The following is a 15,633-nucleotide window of genomic DNA, read 5'->3' as shown; positions in this document are numbered from 1 at the left end:
TGCGACGGCGAGCGCGCTCTACCGATGGTGAATATCCAGCAACCCATCGCCAAGCTTCCACCGCACCACACCGGGCAGATTGATCAGCTCGCGGTCGTGGCAAATCATCACCACCGTGCGGCCTTCCTCCGCCAGTTCGCGCACCAGCGCAATGACCTGCTCGCGCGCCTGCCCGTCCAGGCTTGAGGTCGGTTCATCGAGCAGCATCAGGTCCGGTTCCAGTACCTTGGCGCGCGCCAGCGCCACACGCTGAACTTCGCCGCCGGACAGCTTCTCGGGCGCCGTGTCCTGCAGGTGTGTCACACCCGCCCAGGCCAGTGCCTCGTCGGCGCGGCGCAGGATTTCATCGCTCGGCAGGCCGCGTGCGCGCAGGCCATAGGCGACGTTCTCGCGCACGGAAGTGCGGAACAGGTATGGATGCTGGTGCAGGTAGGCAATGCGCTCGCGCAACTCGCGTGGCAGCGGATCCAGCGGTGCGCTGCGCGCGGATGTGTGCGCGTCGGTCCAGTGCACTGTGGCGCCTGGCGCCGGCTCAAGCCCGGCCACCATGCGCAGCAGCGTGGTCTTGCCGGCGCCGTTTTGTCCCGTCAGCACAATGGCCGTGGCGCGCGGGAACATCAGTTCGCCGATATCGAACAGGCGGCGCGCCCCGATGCTGCGCGACAGGCGGCGTACGGTCAGCAATGGTGTGGAGGACGCGCTCATCGGCGGAATCCTCCGGCGCCCTGCAGCCACGCCATTCCGATATTCACGAGCAGTGCCAGTGCTACCAGCACGATGCCCAGCGCAATGCCCTGCGCAAACTCACCTTTGCTGGTTTCAAGCGCGATCGCCGTAGTGATAGTGCGCGTGGAGCCTTCGATATTGCCGCCGATCATCAGCGCCGAACCGACCTCGGCAATCACGCGGCCGAAGCCTGCCACGATGGCGGCCATCAGCCCGAAGCGCAGTTCGCGGATCACCGTGAAGAAGATGCGCCAGCGGCCCGCGCCGAGCACGCGCGCGGTTTCCTGCAGTCGTGGATCGGCGCCCTGCAATGTGGACAACGAAAACGCGAGGATCACGGGAAAGCCGATCACCGCTTGCCCCAGCACCATGCCACCCGGCGTGAACAGCAGCGAAAAGCCGCCAAGCGGGCCCTGTCGCGTCAGCAGCAGGTAGAGGATGAGCCCGACCAGCACGGTCGGAAATGAGAGAAAGGCCTGCGCCACGACGACGACCGCGCGGCGGCCCGGGAACCGGTGCGTGGCGATCAGCCAGGCCGCACCTACGGCGGGAGCCGTGGCGATGGCCAGGCCCAGCACCGCGACCATCAGCGAGGTCCAGACAATGAACCAGAGCGCCGCGTCGCCGCTGGCAAGCAGGCGGAACGCGGCCAGCGTGGCGGCGCCGATCTCCACCGGTCAGGCGGAGAAGGTGTGCTCTGCTGCCGGGAAGCTGCCATCCTTCACGGCGGCCACATAGGCGCGGATCGCACCTTCGATCGTCGTCTGGCCGTCCATGAAGTTGCGCACGAACTTGGCCTTGCGTCCCGGGTAGACGTTGATCATGTCCTGCAGCACCAGCACCTGGCCCGAGCAGTCCGCGCCGGCACCGATGCCGATGGTCGGCACCTTGAGCATCTGCGTGATCTCGCCGGCGAGCGTGGCCGGCACCGCCTCCATCAGCACGATCTGTGCGCCGGCAGCCTCCATTGCCTGAGCGTCGCGCCGCAGTTGGGCTGCGCCTTCATCGGTCTTGCCCTGCACCTTGAAGCCGCCGAACGCATGCACCGACTGCGGGGTCAGGCCGATATGGGCGCACACCGGGATGCTGCGCTCGACCAGGAACTTCACGGTCGGGGCCAGCCAGTCGCCGCCTTCGAGCTTGACCATGTGCGCGCCCGCACGCATCAGCGTGACCGCGCTTGCAAATGCCATTTCCGGCGTGCCATAGGTGCCGAAGGGCAGGTCGGTTACCAGCAGCGCCGTCTGGTTGGCGCGTGCCACGCATTCGGTGTGGTAAGCCATGTGCTCCAGCGTCACGGGCAGCGTGGTTTGCTGGCCTTGCATCACGTTGCCGAGCGAATCACCGACCAGGATGACTTCCACGCCGCAGTAGTCGAGCAACGCGGCGAAGCTGGAGTCGTAAGCGGTCAGCATCGCGATCTTTTCACCGGCGTCGCGCATGGCCTGCAGCCGGGTGATGGTGACGGTCTTGCGGGAGGGATCGAGGAGGTAGCTCATGGCAGTGACGAGTCAGGAGAGGGCGCTCGGCGTGAGGCGGGCCGGCGCGGCTGTCGTTATGGTTGTGTGCCGTCGCGGGCAAGCCCGCTGCGGTCAGGGCGCAGCCAGATTGAGAAAGGCCCTGCGGCCGCGCATGTTCTCGATGCGCGTCAGTAGTGTACGGAAATCCCCATCGTTGTCCACCGGATTGAAGTGGGCCGTATCCACGATCAGTACGGGGGCTTCGTCATAGCGATGGAACAGTTCGCCGTAGGCGTCCGTCAGCTGCTGCAGGTAGGCCTCGTCGATGCCGGCAGCCTCGCCGGGCTCGCCACGGCGGGCGATGCGCTCGCGCAGCAGCGACGGGGTGGCCTGCAGCATGATCACGAGGTCGGTGCGCTGTGGTGGCAACTGCAGCCGTGAGGCAATCGCGTCATAGAGTGCCAGCTCGTCCTCGGGCAGGTTCAGCGAAGCGTACAGGCGATCCTTTGCGATCAGGAAATTGCTGACCATGCGCTGCCCTGCGAACAGGGCGTTTTGCCATTGCTGGAGCTGGTCGGCACGCTTGTTCAGGCAGGCCAGTTGCAGCGGCAGCGCATAGCGCGCGCGATCGCGGTAGAAGCGTTCGAGGAAGGGGTTGCTGCGGACGCCGTCGGGGAGTTCGGCCGCGTGCAGCGTGTGCGCAAGGCGCTGGGCCAGCGAAGTCTTGCCGGACCCGACCGGGCCTTCCACGACGATGCGGCGCAGGTGTTCGAGCATATCGTTGCCGGCGCGAGGCGGATGGCTCCGCCGGCTCAGTCCTTAGCGTCGGAGGGGCCGGCTGAACCGGCGGCCTGCGCGCGCATGCACTTGCAGGTGGAGACTTTATCGATGCGCTGGCCGCCAACCCGAGCGAGAAAGTCGACGGCGGGGCCGACGCCGGGAATCACCAGTTCGGGGGCCAGCTCCAGCAGCGGCACCAGCGTAAAGGCGCGCTCGGTGACGCGCGGATGCGGTACCGTCAGATGCTCGTGGTTGTGCTGTTCGTCACCGAACACAAGCAGGTCCAGGTCCAGCGTGCGCGGCGCGTTGCGGAACGGGCGTTCGCGGCCAAACTGGTCTTCGATGTGGTGGCAGATGCGAAGCAGCTGCGCGGCCGTGAACGAGGTCTGCACCTTGACCACCGCGTTGTAGTAATCGTCGCCATCGGCATCGACGGGCGCGGTCCGATACAGCGAAGACCGTGCCAGTACCGTAATGCCGACCTGCTGAGCCAGGCATACGATCGCGTCTTTCAGTGCCTGGCGGGCATCGCCCAGGTTGGCACCAATGCCGATGAAGGCGAGTGTCATTGATGTTCCTCCGGCTGGCCGCGGCCGGCATGTGATTCCTGCCCCGCGTCCGTGTCGCTCCGGGAAGAAACTTTATCCGATTTCCGCGGACCGCGTCGGCGGCGCTTCTTGCGCGCCGGGCCTTCGCCTTCGGTGCCAGCCGGACCGGCCTGGCCGGCCGGGCCACGCGGGGTGCGCGCGGCGTCGATCAGGCCTTCGCGCTCATCCGGGTCGGCATTCTGGAAGTCCTGCCACCAGCGGGAAATCTCCTCGGGCATTTCACCGGACTGGCAGCGCAGGTGCAGGAAGTCGAAGCCGGCGCGGAAGCGCGGCGACTCCAGCAGGCGGAACGGCATGCGTCCCACGCGCTTTTCGAAGCGCGGCTGCATGCCCCAGATGTCACGCATGTCGGTGACGAAGCGGCGCTGGATCGCAAGCTGGCCGGTCTGCTTTTCGAGCACGGCATCCATGGCGATATTGAGCGCAGCGATCGGATGCTCGCCGCGTTCGCGCTCGGCGTTCCAGCGCTGCAGCACGTGGTGCCACAGCAGCGCCGCGAACAGGAAGCCCGGCGAGACCGGCTTGCCGGCCTGTACGCGCCGGTCGGTGTTGTCGAGCGCGAGCTGCACGAAGCGCTGGCCCATCGGCTGTTCCAGCGCCACGTCGAGCAGCGGCAGCAGGCCTTTGTGCAGGCCGGCCTTGCGCAGTTCCTGTAGTGATGCCCACGCATGGCCGGACATCAGCAGCTTGAGCATTTCGTCGAACAGGCGCGCGCTCGGCACGTTGTGGATCAGCGACGCCAGGCCGCCGATCGGCTCGCGCGTGGCCTCGTCGATGCCGAAGCCGGTCTTGGCCGCAAAGCGCACCACGCGCAGCATGCGGATCGGATCCTCGCGGTAGCGCAGGGTCGGGTCGCCGATCATGCGCAGCGTGCGCGCGCGGATGTCTTCCATGCCGTGATGGTAGTCATGCACGGTCTGCGCGGCCGGGTCGTAGTACATCGCATTGATGGTGAAGTCGCGGCGTTCCGCGTCTTCGGCCTGCGATCCCCACACGTTGTCGCGCAACACGCGTCCCGATGCGTCGATCGCGTGCGTCTTGCTGTCGAGTTCCGAACGCTTCAGGCGCCGGCCCTCTGGCAGCGTCTCGCTGGCGACGGCATCGACCAGCGCGCGGAACGTGGAAACCTCGATGATTTCCTGCTCGCGCCCGCCGTAGAACGTCACGTGGACGATCTGGAAGCGCCGCCCGATGATGCGCGAGCGCCGGAACAGCGACTGCACCTGCTCGGGCGTGGCGTTGGTGGCGACGTCGAAATCCTTCGGCTTGATGCCAAGCAGCAGGTCCCGCACAGCGCCGCCGACGATAAAGGCCTGGTACCCCGCCTGTTGCAGCGTGGAAGTGACTTTGACCGCATTGCGCGACAGCAGCGTCGGGTCGATGCGGTGCTCTTCCACGGTGACGATGCGCGGCGTGTGGGCGCGGCCAATGCGGCGCTGCTTGGGGCCGGGCTTGCCGAGTAGCCGGTTGATGAGCTTTTTGATCACGTCAGAACAGGTCCATGATGCGCCAGCCCGCAGCGGCGGCATGCTCGCGCAGGCGATCGTCCGGGTTGGTGGCGATCGGTTCGCTCGACTTTTCCATCAGCGGCAGGTCGTTGATCGAGTCGCTGTAGAAGTAGGTCGTGCTGAAGTCGTCCCAGTGTGCGCCCTGGCTCTTGAGCCATGCTTCGACACGGGTGATCTTGCCTTCGCGGAAGCTCGGCACGCCGTCGACCTCGCCGGTGAACTGGGCTTCGGGCCGGCCGTCGACTGTCGCTGGCTCGGTCGCAATCAGGTGCTTGATGCCGAATGCCGACACGATTGGGGCGGTGACGAAGCTGTTGGTTGCGGTCACCACGGCACAAAGGTCGCCGGCTTCGATGTGCTTGTAGACCAGCGCGCGCGCCTGCGGCGTGATGACCGGATCGATGACTTCGCGCATGAAATGCTGGCGCAGGGTGTCAAGCCGCTCACGCGTGTTGGCGGCCAGCGGCGCCAGCGCGAAGCGCAGGAATGCCTGGATATCCAGGGTGCCGGCCTTGTAGTGGCCATAGAACTCATCGTTCCTGCGGCGGTAGGAGTCCTCGTCGACAACGCCCTGGCGCACCAGGAAACGGCCCCATTCGTGGTCGCTGTCAGTCGGGATCAGGGTATGGTCGAGATCAAAGAGTGCCAGATTCATGGGGCGCGATTTTACCTTAAGCGAGTGTGCCGGTCCGCGTGCTCTCGCGCCGGCCACAAAAAGGCGGGTGGCGAAGATTTCCGGCGATTATTCCCGAAACTCCGCGAACATTTCGCGAAGCAGGGGCAGGGTGACCGGGCGCTTGCGCTCCAGCGAGTAGGTATCCAGCGCATCGAGCAGCGCCATCAGGCTGGGCATGTCGCGGTAATGGCGCGTGACCAGCCAGTGCGTGATTTCCGGGGACAGCTGCAGGCCCCGCTCGCGTGCCGCCTGAAGCACTGCGGACATCTTGTCCTCGTCCGACAGCGGCTGGACCTGGTAGACCAATCCCCAGCCGAGCCTGGTGCGCAGGTCTTCGCGCACGGGCATGGCGCGCGGTGCCATGCCCCCTGCCACGACCAGCGCGGTGCGCACGTGCGCGCGGACTTCGTTGTACAGCGAAAACACCGCGATCTGCCGCGCTTCATCGAGCAGTTCGACGTCATCGACCGTATAAAGCTGGCAGGACGGGTCGAACAGGAAATCGGACAGCGGGTGGTGCGGGCTCAGGTAGCGGCAGTTGATGCCGGTTTGGGGCGTCGCCTCGCACACCGCATGCAGCAGGTGCGTGCGGCCGCAGCCGTTTTCCCCCCACAGATAGAACAGCCGGTCAATGGCGCGCTCCTGCGCGACCGCACTGGGCAGGTCGTGCAGGCGTTGCACCGCCTCGCGGTTCGAAGCCACGACAAAATTGTCGAAGGTCGAAGGCGGGGGGCTGCCAAGCTCGAGCGAAAGTTGCTTGGGACGCGGGGACATGACGTATGGCTAACTTGCGGGGGACAGCTTGCGCGGTGCACATGGAATCGGCTCAAGCCGACTATTGTCCGTCATTTTTCCCGTCGCTTCCGTTATTTCCATTACTTCCGATAGAGGTCGCTGGCCAGGTACACGCGACGAAGCTGCCGCGCCCCGACCAGCAGCACTGCGCAGGTGGGCAGCGCCAGCAGCACGCCGAAGAAGCCGAACAGTTGTCCGAATGCGAGCAGTGCGAAGATCACCACGAGCGGATGCAGCCCGATGCGCTCGCCGACCAGCCGCGGCGTCAGGTAGAAACTTTCGATGAACTGGCCAATGCCGTACACGACGGCCACCGCTGCCAAACCGTACCAGTCGCCGAACTGCAACAGCGCAGCCAGGATAGCCAGCGCCAGGCCGATGCCGAAGCCGATATACGGAATGAACACGGCCAATCCCGTGAACACGCCCACGGGTACGCCGACGTCAAAGCCGGCCACGGTCAGGCCGATCGAATAGATCGAGGCCAGGATTACCATCACCAGAATCTGGCCACGCAGGTATTGCGACAGCAGCACGTCCGTCTCGGCAGTCAGTTCGCGCACCTTCGGCACCCAGCGGCGCGGCACCAGGCCTTCGATGCGCCGCATCACCATGTGCCAGTCCATCATCAGGTAGAACATGACGATCGGAATGACGAACGCCATGCCGGCCACCTCGAGCAGCGCCGAGCCGGAGACTTTGGCATAGTTCAGCAGCATCGCCAGCAGGTCTTCGGGGCTCGCCGAGAAACGGTCCGACAGCATGCTGCGCAGGCCGGGGAAATCGAAGCGCACGCGCACGCCGAAGTCCGCCAGCCGAGGCGCCACCACGGCGTTGAGCTTCTTCAGCAGCATCGGCAACTGCTCGCGCACCTGCGGAATTTCCCGCTGCAGCACGGCGATCAGCAGCAGCACCAACACCACGCAGACCACGACAAGCAACAGGATCATCACGGCGACGGCGATCGCGCGCGGCACGCGCCGGCGCGCCATCCAGTCCACGCCCGGGGTCAGGATGTAGGCGAAGATGAAGGCCAGCAGGAAGGGCGTCAGGATCGGCGCCAGCGCGATGATGGCGGCGAACAGGCCCGCAGCGACCGCGATCCAGAGCAGGACGCGCTTGGTCTCATCGTTCAGCAGGGGAGCGTTCATCGAATGGGCGCACAGGGCGGAACTGGCGAAACTGGAAGCCGGGCGCCTGTATCCGTTAAAATCGCAATTCTACTGGACTCGCGCCCGCCCCCTGCCACAGCTAGGTTGCCGGAGCGGCGAAGTCTCCACTTTATCTCCTCTGACACAAGCAGGTTCTCATGAGCGCTTCCTCGACCGCCGGCCAGGCAGGCCTTTCCTACCGCGATGCCGGTGTTGACATCGATGCCGGCGATGCCCTGGTCGACCGCATCAAGCCGTTCGCCAAGCGCACCATGCGCGAAGGCGTGATGGCTGGCATCGGCGGTTTCGGCGCGCTGTTCGAACTGTCGAAGAAGTACCAGGAGCCCGTGCTGGTGTCGGGTACCGACGGCGTGGGCACCAAGCTGAAGCTCGCCTTCCAGCTTAACCGCCACGATACCGTGGGCCAGGACCTGGTCGCCATGAGCGTGAACGACATCCTGGTGCAGGGTGCCGAGCCGCTGTTCTTCCTGGACTACTTCGCCTGCGGCAAGCTCGACGTTGACACGGCCGCCACCGTGATCCAAGGCATCGCCCGCGGCTGCGAACTGGCCGGCTGCGCACTGATCGGCGGCGAAACTGCCGAGATGCCGACCATGTACCCGGACGGCGAATACGACCTGGCCGGCTTTGCGGTCGGCGCGGTCGAGAAGAAGAAGATCATCGACGGCACCACCATCACCCCGGGCGATGTGGTGCTGGGCCTGGCCTCGTCGGGCGCGCACTCGAACGGCTACTCGCTGGTGCGCAAGATCATCGAAGTCGCCAAGCCGGACCTGGACGCCGATTTCCACGGCCAGCGCCTGCAGGACGCCATCATGGCGCCGACGCGCATCTACGTGAAGCCGCTGCTGTCGCTGATCGAAACGCTGCCGGTCAAGGGCATGGCTCACATCACTGGCGGTGGCCTGACCGAGAACGTGCCGCGCGTGCTGCCGCAGAACACCACGGCCGTGCTCCAGCGCGACGCGTGGGCGCTGCCGCCGCTGTTCCAGTGGCTGCAGTCGCAAGGCCGCGTGGCCGATGAGGAAATGCACCGCGTGTTCAACTGCGGCATCGGCATGGTGGTCATTGTTGCCAAGGAAGATGCCGAGCGTGCGATCCGCCATCTGCAGGCTGCCGGTGAAGCCGTGTGGGAGATTGGCGAGATCCGCGAGCGCGCTGAAGGCCAGGCGCAGACCGTGGTGGTCTGACACGCCCGGATGCCGGCTCGCTGGCCGGCAACGCAATAAGAAAAAGCGCATGCACTGCATGCGCTTTTTTTTTTGAGTCACGTGTATCAGCGATTTCCGGCGGCCGTGACATCCGCAGCGGTGTCCTGATCGCCAAATGCCTCGCCCCCGAACCGCAGTGCCGTGTGCTGCCGTTGCGACTGGCGCAGCGGATAAAACATCTGCGCGGCCCAGTGTTCGGCTCCGAAGCGGCGATCATCCTCCAGTCCGACTTTAGCCGGGTACTTGCGGGTGATGTGGGCCGTCCCAAACAGAACGTCCCAGAAAAACAGCAGGTTGCCAAAGTTGCCCTTGTAGTGGCCGATGCCATCGGCATTGGTCAGCGCATGGTGGGCCCAGTGCGTGGCAGGCGTAGAGATGGTCCGCTCGACGACCCACATCAACGGTCGCAGCGCGCGCATCCGATAGAGCGGTTCATCCCAGCGCCACGCGCAGTGCGCACCCAGGATCACCAGCATCTTGACCACGATATATACGCCGTAGACCTTGCCGAAGCCCAGGTAAAGCAGCACGCCCGCGATCCACAGCCCCGGCATCATCAGGTAGTAGAAGAAGTTGTTCCGGTACGTGACGCGGATGCTCATGTACGACGCCGAATGATGCGCTCGATGCAGCGGCCACAACCACGGTGTATGGGACGCCCGATGCCACCAGTATTGCGTCATGTCGTCGGCGACCAGCAGGATGGCAACCATGCTCCACCACGACAGGTGGGACCAGGCGCCGTGCATCTCGGGGATTAGCCAGCCGCAGAGCCCGTTGGCACCAAGCAGCGCAAGCGGCTGCGTGACGGCGATCAGGCTGACGAACATCAGGACTTCGAGCTTGGTGTCGTTGGCGTCGGCGCGCACGCTTTGCTGGTAGCGGCGCGAGGCGAATTCCATCACGGCAAAGCCGACGATGATGCTGCCGATCAGCAGGTTCTGAAGCTGCAAGTTCATGAGGTATGTCTCCGGTAATGCTTTTTGTACGGACCACTCTAGGTTGGCGATATCGATGCGTCCAATGCATAATCGACATCATTCCAATGTGCAAAACGCAATGAGAACGCCATGGACCTTCGCCGGCTCAGCCATGTGGTTGCCCTTGCCGACACGCTGCACTTCGCCCGTGCAGCCGAGCAAGTGCACCTTAGTCAACCCGCGTTCAGCCGAAGCATCCAGGCGGTCGAAAACGATCTCGGGGTGCGCCTTTTCGAGCGTGATGTGGGGGATATCCGGCCGACGCCGGCCGGTGAGTTCGTGCTCGAACGTGCCAGGCGGCTGCTGTTCGAGGCCCGCTGCATGCAGCGCGACGTCGATCTCTACCTCGACAATCAACTTGGAGACACGGCTTTCGGCGTCGGGCCGTTCCCCGCCGCGACCCTGATGCCGCGCGTGCTGACGGAACTGCGGCGCCTGCATCCGCAGGTCGCCTTGCGCGTTGAAGAGAGCAACTGGGTACTGTTGCTTGAGCGTTTGCGTGCCGAGGACATTGAGTTCTTTGTCGCTGACGTACGCGACTTGCCCGATGACGACGCGCTGGACATCCGGCCGCTGCCGGCGCAGGCCGCACGCTTCTTTGTCCGCGCGGGGCATCCGGTCGCCGGTACGTCATGCACGATCAAGGCTGCGTGGGCGTACGGCGTCGCAGCCGTCAAGGCGCCGCGCGCTGTAACGGCGGCGCTGACGAAAGTCTTGGGATTGCCCGCCGGTCAGGAAGCCGTCCTGGCGCTCGAGTGCGACGATTTCGCCGTGATCCGGGCGGTCACCCTGTCCACGGACATGGTGCTCGGCGCGACAGAAGCAGCGGTAGAGGCGCAGGTGGCTTCGGGCGAACTGGTACCGCTCGACGTCGAGGGGCTTCCCACGCTGCATGCCGGCATGGGTATTGTGAGCCTGCGCAATCGCACGCCGTCGCCCATGGCGATGAAGGCGATGCGTTGCATCGAGCGCGTGGCAGGCGAGATCCACGGCGAGCGCAAGGCGTCGCCGCAATAGGCTGGCTTAGTGCCGACGGGTGGGTCACATGCCCGCCAGCCGCGCTACCTGCTGGACGTAGTCGGGTGCGACGCAATCGACGGACAGCCGCTCGGGCGTGCTGCGCAGCCACGTGATCTGGCGCTTGCAGAGCTGGCGCGTGGCCACGATGCCGCGTTCGCGCATGGTCGCGTAATCGGTGTCGCCGTCCAGGTATTCCCAGACCTGACGGTAGCCTACGCAGCGGATCGACGGCAGGCCCGGATGGAGATCGCCGCGCCGGCGCAGGCGTTCGACTTCCTCGATAAAGCCGCCAGCCAGCATGGCGTCGTAGCGCGCGGCGATGCGTGCATGCAGCACGGCGCGGTCCGACGGCTCCAGCGCGATCACGCGGTAGCGCTGATCCGCTGCGCCCGTAAAGGTACGGCCGTCGGCCTGCCGCGCCAGCAGCTCGGACATTGGTTGCCCCGATAACCGGTGGATCTCCAGCGCACGCTGGATGCGCTGCGCGTCGTTGGGCGCGAGCCGCGCGGCGGTGACCGGGTCGACCTCCGCCAGCATCGCGTGCAGTGCGGGCCAGCCGCGTTCGGCGGCCAGTTCGTCGAGTTTGGCGCGCACGGCAGGATCAGCCTGCGGCAGGTCGTTCAGGCCCTGCGTCAGCGCCTTGTAGTACAGCATGGTGCCGCCGACGATCAGCGGCTGGTGGCCGCGACTGCGGATCTCGGCGATCAGCCGTTCGGCGTCGGTGACGAATTGCGCGGCGGAGTAGCTGTCGGTCGGATCGATGATGTCGATCAGGTGGTGTGGCACGGAGGCCAGCTCTTCACGCGTGGGCTTGGCAGTGCCGATATCCATCTCGCGATAGACCAGCGCCGAATCGAGGCTGATGATCTCGACCGGCGCCTGCTGTGCCAGGGCCAGGGCGGCCGCGGTCTTGCCTGAGGCGGTCGGGCCCAGCAGGCAGACGACGGGCGGGTGTTCGGACGAAGGCAGGGCGGACATCAGGACTTCTGCAAGGCGTAGTGCGCGAACGCGGTGAAAAACGCGGTGTTACTGGCCGCGCAGGAAAAGACGATCGAGCTCAGACACGCTCAGCTGAACCCACGTCGGGCGGCCGTGATTGCACTGGTCGGCGCGTTCGGTCTGTTCCATCTGGCGCAGCAGCGCGTTCATCTCTTCCAGCGTGAGCTTGCGGTTGGCGCGCACAGCGCTGTGGCAGGCCAGCGTGGCCAGCAGTTCGTTGCGGCGCTCGGCCAGCACTCGGGATCCGCCATAGGAGTGCAGGTCGCGCAGCACGTCTCGGGCCAGCGCTTCTGCGTCGGCCTGCTGCAGCAGCGCCGGCACGGCACGCACCGCGAGCGTGGTGGGCGATACGGGAGCGATGTCGAAGCCGAGCAGTTCGAGCGTTTCGCGATGTTCTTCGGCAGTGCCGATTTCCACGGGGTTTGCCGGTAGCGTCACGGGCAGCAGCAGCGGCTGCACGGCGAGATCGCGTGCATCAAGCGCGTCCTTGATCTGCTCGTACAGGATGCGCTCGTGCGCCGCGTGCATGTCGACGAGCACAAGGCCCCGCGCGTTCTGCGCGAGCACGTAGATGCCGTGGAGCTGGGCAATCGCGTAGCCGAGCGGGTGGTCCTCAGCGCCTTCCGTAGCGTCTTCCGCAATCGGCAGCGCCATGCGGGCCGGGACCACACCATCGAGCAGGCTCGGCGGTTCATCGGCGCGCGCGGCTTGCGCATCGGCGAGCCACGCGGGCGGCTGGGACGATGGCACGTAAGGCCGCGGCATGGTGGCTTCGCGCACCATGCCCAGATAAGCCTGGCGTGGCTGCGCAATGCCGAGTTCGGTCTGGCGCGCCGCCGAATAGTTGATCCACTGGCTGCCGCTGCTCGCCGTGCCACCGTATGGCGCGCGGGGCTCGCGCAGTTCGCCCGCGCCGCCTGCTGCCGGCACGTCTTCGACGTCGGTCCCGGTGTGCAGGCTGTCGCCGTTCTCACCAGCCTGGCGCGCGAGACAGCGCTGCACGGCGTGATAGACGAACTGATGCACGGAGCGCGATTCGCGGAAGCGCACCTCGATCTTGGACGGATGGACGTTCACGTCCACCATTTCCGGCGGCAGGTCCAGGCACAGCACGTAGGACGGGAAGCGGTCGCCATGCAGTACGTCCTGGTAGGCGCTGCGCACGGCATGATTAAGCAGCTTGTCGCGCACAAAGCGGCCGTTCACGAAGAAATACTGCTGGTCCGGGCGGCCGCGCGAGGCCGTGGGCAACCCTGCAAAGCCATACAGATGCAGGTCGCCGGCTTCCTCGTCGAGCGGCAGCCGTGCACGGGCGAAATCGCTGCCGAGGACCTGTGCGGTGCGCGTGGCCACGTCACCGGCGTTCCAGTGTTCCAGCGGCTTGCCGTTGTGATGGACCGAAATGGCCACGTCTGGGCGGGCCAGTGCCACGCGGCGGACCATTTCCAGGCAGTGACCTAGCTCTGTTTGTTCCGATTTGAGGAACTTTCGGCGCGCTGGCGTGTTGAAGTAGAGATGCTGGACATCGACGGTGGTGCCGACGCCGCCCGAAGCCGGCTGCATTGCGCCGGTATCGGCACTGACCTGCGTGGCGTGCGCGTCGCTGGCGGTACGGCTGGTCAGCGAGAGTTGCGAGACGGACGCAATCGATGCAAGGGCCTCGCCGCGGAAACCGAGGGTCAGTACGGCCTCGAGTTCGTCGAGCGAAGCGATCTTGCTGGTGGCATGGCGCATCAGCGCGACGGGCAGTTCGGCGGGCGGAATGCCGCAGCCGTTGTCCGTGATGACGATGCGCCTCACGCCGCCTTCTTCGAGCCGGATGCCGAGCTGGCTTGTCCCTGCGTCGAGTGCATTTTCGAGCAGTTCCTTGACCACGGATGCCGGCCGTTCCACGACTTCGCCGGCGGCAATCTGGCTGATGAGCTGGTCGGGCAGGGGACGGATCGGCCGTGGCGGCTGCGCGGTGCGGGAGGCGGAGGCTGGCATGCGGGCGATTATACGTGGCGCGCCACACGCGAGATGGCCGCGCAAGCCCCGCCAGGTGACCGATGCGTCGGGCGGGTCTTGTATGATGTCGCGCTTGGTGAAGTAACCTACAACATAACGGGGAACGACTTGGATCTCGCTCTGCAGCTCATCGACATGCTCCTGCATGTCGACAAATATCTCGGCACGGTTATCCAGCAATACGGTGCATGGGTCTATGCGATCCTGTTCCTCATCGTATTTGCCGAAACCGGGCTGGTGGTGCTGCCGTTCCTGCCGGGCGACTCGCTGCTATTCATTGCGGGCGCGTTCTGCGCAACCGGCGCCATGAATGAATGGGTGCTGATCGGGCTGCTGCTGGCGGCGGCGATTTCGGGCAACACCGTGAACTACTGGGTCGGCAGCTGGATCGGGCCCAAGGTGTTCGACCATCAATGGCGCTTTCTCGACCAGAAAGCGCTGCGCCGCACACACGATTTCTACGAGCGCCACGGTGGCAAGACCCTCGTGATGGCGCGCTTCGTGCCGATCGTGCGCACCTTCGCGCCGTTCGTCGCGGGCGTGTCGCAGATGACGTTCGCGCGCTTCCAGTTCTTCAACGTGATCGGCGCAATGGCGTGGGTCGCGGGGCTTGTGTTTGCGGGCTATTTCTTCGGCAACCTGCCGTTCATCAAGCAGTACCTGAACCTGATCGTGCTGGCCGGTATCGGCGCGGCTGTGGTGCCGCTGGTGCTGGGCGGGCTGTGGCGGCTGGTGCGCGGCAACAAGCGCAGCACGCCGAGCGTCGAGCGCTGAACCCGCTCTGCCGCGGTCTCAGTTGAGGCTGCGGCTCATCATGCGCAGGGCCGGCATGCGGTCGCGAATCTGCGCGATGTCGGCGGCGTCCGGGCGCGCCTTCACATAGGCTTCCAGATCTTCGAGCGCCGGGCGGAAGCACTCGAGATTCGCATACGCCAGGCCGCGGTCGCGTACTTCCTCGATCGACCCGGGCAGCAGGATCACCAGGCGGTTCTGTACCGCAAGCAGCCGCTGCCAGCGTGATTCCTGCAGATAGATCGCCTTCAGGTTGCGCAGCATGCGCGCGATGATCTCGCGATGGCTTGCAGCCTGCAGGAACAGGCCCAGCGGCACTTGGCCGGGGTCGGAAATTCCTTCTCGCTCCAGATACGGGTCGAGCATCTCCTGAAGCTGTTCCTTTGATAGGGTTTCCCCAGTCAGCGGGTCGAGCACGACTTCGCCGGCGGGGATCGTCATGCGCACCAGGAAATGGTTCGGGAACGATACGCCCTTGAGCGGAAGGCCAATCTGCTGGCCAAGTTCCATGTACAGCACCGCCAGCGAAATCGGGATGCCGCGACGCTGTTTCAGCACCACGTTCAGGTACGAGTTGTCCGGGTCGTAGTAGTCGTTGGCGTTGGCGCCAAAGCCGAGGTCGCGATAGAAGAAGTGGTTCAGCAGACGCAGCCGCTGGATCGCTGGGGTGCCCTCGGCTATCCGGCGCTTCAGGCGCAGCGCCAGTACATCGAGCGCCGCGAGTTCGGCTTGCAAATCCAGATCCGGGTAAGCGTCCTGCGCGATGGAAAGTGCGGTTTCAGTCAGGGGGATGCCGTTTTCGTCGGCCACGAGGCTGGCGAAATAGTCCAGGACTTTCGTACTTGTCATTGCGGATTCCTGATGCGGCACGGCCGGGCCGTGCGCTGGCGCCCACTACT

At 65.4% G+C, this 15,633-nt stretch carries 16 protein-coding genes; 3 read left to right on the top strand and 13 right to left on the bottom strand.

From position 1 onward, the window contains the following. Window positions 1-18: 18 nt before the first annotated feature. From ACIGJG_RS14285 to ACIGJG_RS14245, 9 genes are all read right to left on the bottom strand, one after another. Window positions 19-705: an energy-coupling factor ABC transporter ATP-binding protein gene (locus ACIGJG_RS14285; protein ID WP_011298928.1), complete on the bottom strand. Its 687-nt coding sequence runs from the start codon at window positions 703-705 to the stop codon at window positions 19-21. Continuing rightward, the gene (locus ACIGJG_RS14280; RefSeq protein WP_011298927.1) at window positions 702-1,400 is read right to left on the bottom strand and encodes an ABC transporter permease; all 699 of its coding nucleotides are present in this window, start codon (window positions 1,398-1,400) and stop codon (window positions 702-704) included. The genes ACIGJG_RS14285 and ACIGJG_RS14280 overlap by 4 nt, the downstream gene beginning before the upstream one ends. Before the next feature lie 3 nt (window positions 1,401-1,403). Beyond that, on the bottom strand, window positions 1,404-2,225 hold the full coding sequence (gene panB, locus ACIGJG_RS14275) for a 3-methyl-2-oxobutanoate hydroxymethyltransferase (protein ID WP_011298926.1): 822 nt from the start codon (window positions 2,223-2,225) through the stop codon (window positions 1,404-1,406). A 93-nt stretch (window positions 2,226-2,318) separates the two neighbouring features. Continuing rightward, the gene (locus tag ACIGJG_RS14270) at window positions 2,319-2,963 is read right to left on the bottom strand and encodes a deoxynucleoside kinase (protein ID WP_011298925.1); all 645 of its coding nucleotides are present in this window, start codon (window positions 2,961-2,963) and stop codon (window positions 2,319-2,321) included. 35 nt (window positions 2,964-2,998) lie between these two features. Further along, window positions 2,999-3,535 (bottom strand): 2-amino-4-hydroxy-6-hydroxymethyldihydropteridine diphosphokinase, encoded by a 537-nt coding sequence (gene folK / locus ACIGJG_RS14265; RefSeq protein WP_011298924.1) that lies wholly within the window; start codon window positions 3,533-3,535, stop codon window positions 2,999-3,001. Next, on the bottom strand, window positions 3,532-5,061 hold the full coding sequence (gene pcnB, locus ACIGJG_RS14260) for a polynucleotide adenylyltransferase PcnB (protein ID WP_011298923.1): 1,530 nt from the start codon (window positions 5,059-5,061) through the stop codon (window positions 3,532-3,534). Before pcnB ends, folK begins: the two co-directional genes overlap by 4 nt. Before the next feature lies 1 nt (window position 5,062). Continuing rightward, entirely contained in the window at window positions 5,063-5,737 is a 675-nt protein-coding gene (locus tag ACIGJG_RS14255) for a histidinol-phosphatase (RefSeq protein ID WP_011298922.1), read from the bottom strand. Window positions 5,738-5,824: 87 nt separating this feature from the next. Beyond that, on the bottom strand, window positions 5,825-6,532 hold the full coding sequence (hda, locus tag ACIGJG_RS14250; protein ID WP_011298921.1) for a DnaA regulatory inactivator Hda: 708 nt from the start codon (window positions 6,530-6,532) through the stop codon (window positions 5,825-5,827). Window positions 6,533-6,633: 101 nt separating this feature from the next. After that, a complete protein-coding gene (locus ACIGJG_RS14245) occupies window positions 6,634-7,704 on the bottom strand; it encodes an AI-2E family transporter (RefSeq protein WP_483672457.1) in 1,071 nt (356 codons plus the stop codon). Window positions 7,705-7,862: 158 nt separating this feature from the next. On the opposite strand from ACIGJG_RS14245, the gene purM reads away from it, so the two are divergent. Next, complete coding sequence (purM, locus tag ACIGJG_RS14240) at window positions 7,863-8,915, top strand: phosphoribosylformylglycinamidine cyclo-ligase (protein WP_483672456.1); 1,053 nt, start codon at window positions 7,863-7,865, stop codon at window positions 8,913-8,915. 86 nt (window positions 8,916-9,001) lie between these two features. Here the strand turns inward: purM and ACIGJG_RS14235 are convergent, their stop codons facing one another. Beyond that, entirely contained in the window at window positions 9,002-9,895 is an 894-nt protein-coding gene (locus ACIGJG_RS14235; RefSeq protein WP_483672455.1) for a sterol desaturase family protein, read from the bottom strand. A gap of 111 nt (window positions 9,896-10,006) precedes the next feature. Between ACIGJG_RS14235 and ACIGJG_RS14230 the strand changes: the two genes are divergently transcribed. Continuing rightward, window positions 10,007-10,933 carry a LysR family transcriptional regulator gene (locus ACIGJG_RS14230; RefSeq protein ID WP_483672454.1) on the top strand — a complete coding sequence of 309 codons (927 nt, stop codon included), beginning with the start codon at window positions 10,007-10,009 and terminating at the stop codon, window positions 10,931-10,933. Between the two features lie 24 nt (window positions 10,934-10,957). On the opposite strand, the gene miaA is transcribed toward ACIGJG_RS14230, so the two are convergent. Both miaA and mutL read right to left on the bottom strand, forming a co-directional pair. Then, window positions 10,958-11,914, bottom strand: a complete 957-nt coding sequence (miaA, locus tag ACIGJG_RS14225) for a tRNA (adenosine(37)-N6)-dimethylallyltransferase MiaA (RefSeq protein ID WP_011298916.1) — start codon at window positions 11,912-11,914, stop codon at window positions 10,958-10,960. A gap of 48 nt (window positions 11,915-11,962) precedes the next feature. Then, entirely contained in the window at window positions 11,963-13,921 is a 1,959-nt protein-coding gene (mutL, locus tag ACIGJG_RS14220; protein WP_483672453.1) for a DNA mismatch repair endonuclease MutL, read from the bottom strand. Between the two features lie 141 nt (window positions 13,922-14,062). Here mutL and ACIGJG_RS14215 point away from each other — a divergent pair, with 141 nt between their 5' ends. Beyond that, window positions 14,063-14,716, top strand: coding sequence for a VTT domain-containing protein (locus ACIGJG_RS14215; protein ID WP_181184495.1), 654 nt, complete (start codon window positions 14,063-14,065; stop codon window positions 14,714-14,716). A gap of 18 nt (window positions 14,717-14,734) precedes the next feature. Here ACIGJG_RS14215 and ACIGJG_RS14210 read toward each other — a convergent pair whose 3' ends face one another. Beyond that, complete coding sequence (locus ACIGJG_RS14210; protein WP_011298913.1) at window positions 14,735-15,583, bottom strand: SirB1 family protein; 849 nt, start codon at window positions 15,581-15,583, stop codon at window positions 14,735-14,737. Between the last annotated feature and the right edge of the window lie 50 nt (window positions 15,584-15,633).

It is taken from the genome of Cupriavidus sp. C1SS-2L, assembly GCF_057073735.1.
This window is presented reverse-complemented; position numbering and strand designations above follow the sequence as displayed.

What these genes read in the sequence shown, in the direction of transcription:
- ACIGJG_RS14285 (WP_011298928.1), bottom strand. Translation starts at nt 705, where the DNA reads ATGAGCGCGTCCTCCACACCATTGCTGACCGTACGCCGCCTGTCGCGC.
- panB (WP_011298926.1), bottom strand. Translation starts at nt 2,225, where the DNA reads ATGAGCTACCTCCTCGATCCCTCCCGCAAGACCGTCACCATCACCCGG.
- folK (WP_011298924.1), bottom strand. Translation starts at nt 3,535, where the DNA reads ATGACACTCGCCTTCATCGGCATTGGTGCCAACCTGGGCGATGCCCGC.
- ACIGJG_RS14245 (WP_483672457.1), bottom strand. Translation starts at nt 7,704, where the DNA reads ATGAACGCTCCCCTGCTGAACGATGAGACCAAGCGCGTCCTGCTCTGG.
- purM (WP_483672456.1), top strand. Translation starts at nt 7,863, where the DNA reads ATGAGCGCTTCCTCGACCGCCGGCCAGGCAGGCCTTTCCTACCGCGAT.
- hda (WP_011298921.1), bottom strand. Translation starts at nt 6,532, where the DNA reads ATGTCCCCGCGTCCCAAGCAACTTTCGCTCGAGCTTGGCAGCCCCCCG.
- ACIGJG_RS14230 (WP_483672454.1), top strand. Translation starts at nt 10,007, where the DNA reads ATGGACCTTCGCCGGCTCAGCCATGTGGTTGCCCTTGCCGACACGCTG.
- ACIGJG_RS14255 (WP_011298922.1), bottom strand. Translation starts at nt 5,737, where the DNA reads ATGAATCTGGCACTCTTTGATCTCGACCATACCCTGATCCCGACTGAC.
- ACIGJG_RS14270 (WP_011298925.1), bottom strand. Translation starts at nt 2,963, where the DNA reads ATGCTCGAACACCTGCGCCGCATCGTCGTGGAAGGCCCGGTCGGGTCC.
- mutL (WP_483672453.1), bottom strand. Translation starts at nt 13,921, where the DNA reads ATGCCAGCCTCCGCCTCCCGCACCGCGCAGCCGCCACGGCCGATCCGT.
- miaA (WP_011298916.1), bottom strand. Translation starts at nt 11,914, where the DNA reads ATGTCCGCCCTGCCTTCGTCCGAACACCCGCCCGTCGTCTGCCTGCTG.
- ACIGJG_RS14235 (WP_483672455.1), bottom strand. Translation starts at nt 9,895, where the DNA reads ATGAACTTGCAGCTTCAGAACCTGCTGATCGGCAGCATCATCGTCGGC.
- ACIGJG_RS14210 (WP_011298913.1), bottom strand. Translation starts at nt 15,583, where the DNA reads ATGACAAGTACGAAAGTCCTGGACTATTTCGCCAGCCTCGTGGCCGAC.